General features: G+C 63.3%; 2 protein-coding genes and 1 pseudogene. 2 read left to right on the top strand and 1 reads right to left on the bottom strand.

Translation table 11 applies throughout. The features are described from left to right. Positions 1–117 precede the first annotated feature (117 nt). Positions 118–267: pseudogene (locus tag ACTWP6_RS30075) on the bottom strand (serine/threonine-protein kinase); the annotation flags it as partial. Between the two features lie 200 nt (positions 268–467). Between ACTWP6_RS30075 and ACTWP6_RS30070 the strand changes: the two are divergent. Beyond that, positions 468–1,319: an N-acetylmuramoyl-L-alanine amidase gene (locus tag ACTWP6_RS30070; protein WP_443189619.1), complete on the top strand. Its 852-nt coding sequence runs from the start codon at positions 468–470 to the stop codon at positions 1,317–1,319. Between the two features lie 31 nt (positions 1,320–1,350). Then, on the top strand, positions 1,351–2,625 hold the full coding sequence (locus tag ACTWP6_RS30065) for a serine/threonine-protein kinase (protein WP_443189618.1): 1,275 nt from the start codon (positions 1,351–1,353) through the stop codon (positions 2,623–2,625). The last annotated feature ends 92 nt before the right edge of the window (positions 2,626–2,717 follow it).

The following is a 2,717-nucleotide window of genomic DNA, read 5'->3' as shown; positions in this document are numbered from 1 at the left end:
TCACCTGCGAAGTGCCTTCCCGTCAGGGTTTTTGAACCGTAGAGAAGTCCAATTATTCCTTGCAGGACAGGCACTTTCGCTTATCTACACACCCCCACAGTCAACATTCCACGAAAAATCCGGGCTAATGTTCGCCGGGAGGATTTTTAGAGCCTCCTGGCGGGGCAGCCGGGGGTGCTGCACAAGATAGACCTCGCCCATCCCCCCGCTGCCCAACAAGCGCTGAATGGTGTAGCCGGCAAAGACCGCCCCTTCAGCTATGGGCATGCGCGAATCTTAACCAGCATCACCGACAAAGCGGACAGGTTCCGCTCGGAGCCGAGCAGGACAGTCGCCGACTCGCCGAAACCGAGCTCAGCCAGGGTGCTTCTCGGAGAACGTTGCGCTGCCGCGGGTGCCCCGAGCGGTGGCCGCCGGTCAACTCGGTGATCAGTGCAAGTCGCCGCGCGTCCACGCGGGTTCTACGTATGGTGATCGTCGTGCAGACACCGGGGGTTGATGGGTTCGACGGCTCGCTCGATGCTGCCGTGAGCCGTCGGCAGCTGTTGGCCCTCGCCGGGACGGCGGGGTTGGCTACAGTGCTCGGCGCCTGCTCGCAACCATCCGAGGTGGCGAACTCGGCGACACCGGAGAGCTCTCTCACCTCGGCGACTCAGGCTGGAACCTCTGCTGTGACTGCTGCTTCGCCGGCGCCACCTTCGCCAACCGAGCCAGTGGTGCCGTCGTCGACCGTCTCGGCGCGGATCATTTCCCGGGACGGCTGGAGCGCGCAACCGGCTCGACAAGGCGGCGTTCCACACACTCCTACCCGTATGACTATTCACCACACGGGTGTGGTGCTCGGCGATAACCGCAATGCTCCGGCCCGGTTGCGTCAACATCAGCAGCTGCACCAGAACGACCGTGGCTGGGTCGATATCGCCTATCACGTCGGTGTCGACCGCAACGGCAACATCTACCAATTGCGGGATCCGTGGATCAAAGGTGACACGGCGACGGACTACGACACCAACGGCCACTTCTTGGTCCTCTGTGAAGGCAACTTCGACGAGGAAGCCGTGACCGAAGAACAGCTGCAGGGCGCAGCGACGGTCTTCGCCTGGGCCGTCTCCACCTTCCCGATCGGCTCGACCGAGGTCGAAGGACATCAGGATTACGCCGCTACCGCATGCCCAGGCGCCGACCTGTACACCCACGTCACATCGGGAGAACTCACGCGCCGCGTGACCGAGTTGCTGGCCGCCGGCCCAGTCAGCTTGCCGCTGATCAGCGGCCCCGAAGCCGCGCAGCTTGTCGCGGCCATAGAGAACGGGCAATAGGACCAGCACGGATGATGGGGGCGCTCGAGCGATGGCATTGAGCGAGGGGCAACTCTTCGCGGGCTACCGAATTCTCCGCCAGCTCGGCAGTGGCGGAATGGGAGAGGTGTACCTCGCGCAGCATCCGCGGCTACCTCGACGCGATGCACTCAAGTTGCTTCCCCCGGAATGGTCTGCCGATGCGGAGTACCGTGCGCGGTTCACTCGCGAAGCCGACCTGGCTTCGACACTGTGGCATCCCAACGTCGTTGGTGTACATGACAGAGGTGAGGCCGACGGACAGCTCTGGATCGCCATGGACTTCGTGGACGGACTCGACGCGGCCAAACTGTTAGCGGAGCGCAACCCGGCCGGTATGCCGGTCGACGAAGTTGCACGCATCGTCAGTGCAGTCGCCAGCGCGCTCGATGCAGCCCACAAGCGGGGCCTGCTTCATCGAGACGTCAAGCCGGCCAACATCATGCTGACCCATGTCGACGATGACGAAGAACAGCGGGTGCTGTTGACCGACTTCGGCATAGCACGCAACGCGCACGACATCAGCGGGCTCACCGCAACAAACATGACTGTTGGAACCGTCGCCTACTGTGCGCCGGAGCAGCTCCTCGGAGAGGATGTCGATGGCCGCGCCGATCAGTATGCGCTCACCGCGACCGCCTACCACCTGCTGACCGGTGCGCCGCTCTTCGTGAACTCAAACCCCGCCGTCGTCATCAGCCGCCACCTCAACAGCGCGCCGCCTGCACTTGCTGACTACCGCCCGGAGCTTGCAAAGTTCGATGCTGTCCTCGCTACAGGACTGGCCAAGCGTCCCGAGGACCGCTTTCAGCGATGCAGTGACATCGCGCGAGCCTTCTCTGAACAGGTAGGTACTGCTGCGAAATTTGCCCCCGCCGCTACGACGAAAGCAGCCATACCGCGCCCCAAAGCGGTTGCCGCAGAGGCGCAGAGTGCAGCCACAGCCGCCAAGCGGTCGCACTGGATTTGGGCTACAGGCGCGACCGTCGCGGTTGTCGCCATCCTCGGCGGGCTTTTACTTCGGTGGCCTTGGTCTTCCGGCGATCTTGCGAGCACTGGGCCGTCACAGTCGCCAAACTCCAGAACCGCGTCGGTTCCCGCGCCGGTTCAAAGTTCGTTAGTCCGGCCGTCGCCCCCACAGCCTCCGTCCCCATTGAGAACTAGTGACCCGCCGACACCCTCAACATCCCTAGATCCGCCGGCGCCTCGGTATCCGCCCGCCGGAAATCTCGGCGAATGGTGCACTGATAAGGTGAGGTTCCCCAGAAGTAGTGGACATCTGAGATAGCGGGACGGTGGTCCCGTGGAAGGATGTTCGTATGTCTGGTCGTCGGCGTTCGTTTACCCCGGAGTATCGGGTGGAGGCCGCGCATCGGGTGA

Origin of the sequence: Mycobacterium sp. 4D054 (assembly GCF_052245755.1) — a bacterium.
Taxonomy (GTDB): Bacteria; Actinomycetota; Actinomycetes; order Mycobacteriales; family Mycobacteriaceae; genus Mycobacterium.
This window is presented reverse-complemented; position numbering and strand designations above follow the sequence as displayed.

What these genes read in the sequence shown, in the direction of transcription:
- ACTWP6_RS30070 (WP_443189619.1), top strand. Translation starts at nt 468, where the DNA reads ATGGTGATCGTCGTGCAGACACCGGGGGTTGATGGGTTCGACGGCTCG.
- ACTWP6_RS30065 (WP_443189618.1), top strand. Translation starts at nt 1,351, where the DNA reads ATGGCATTGAGCGAGGGGCAACTCTTCGCGGGCTACCGAATTCTCCGC.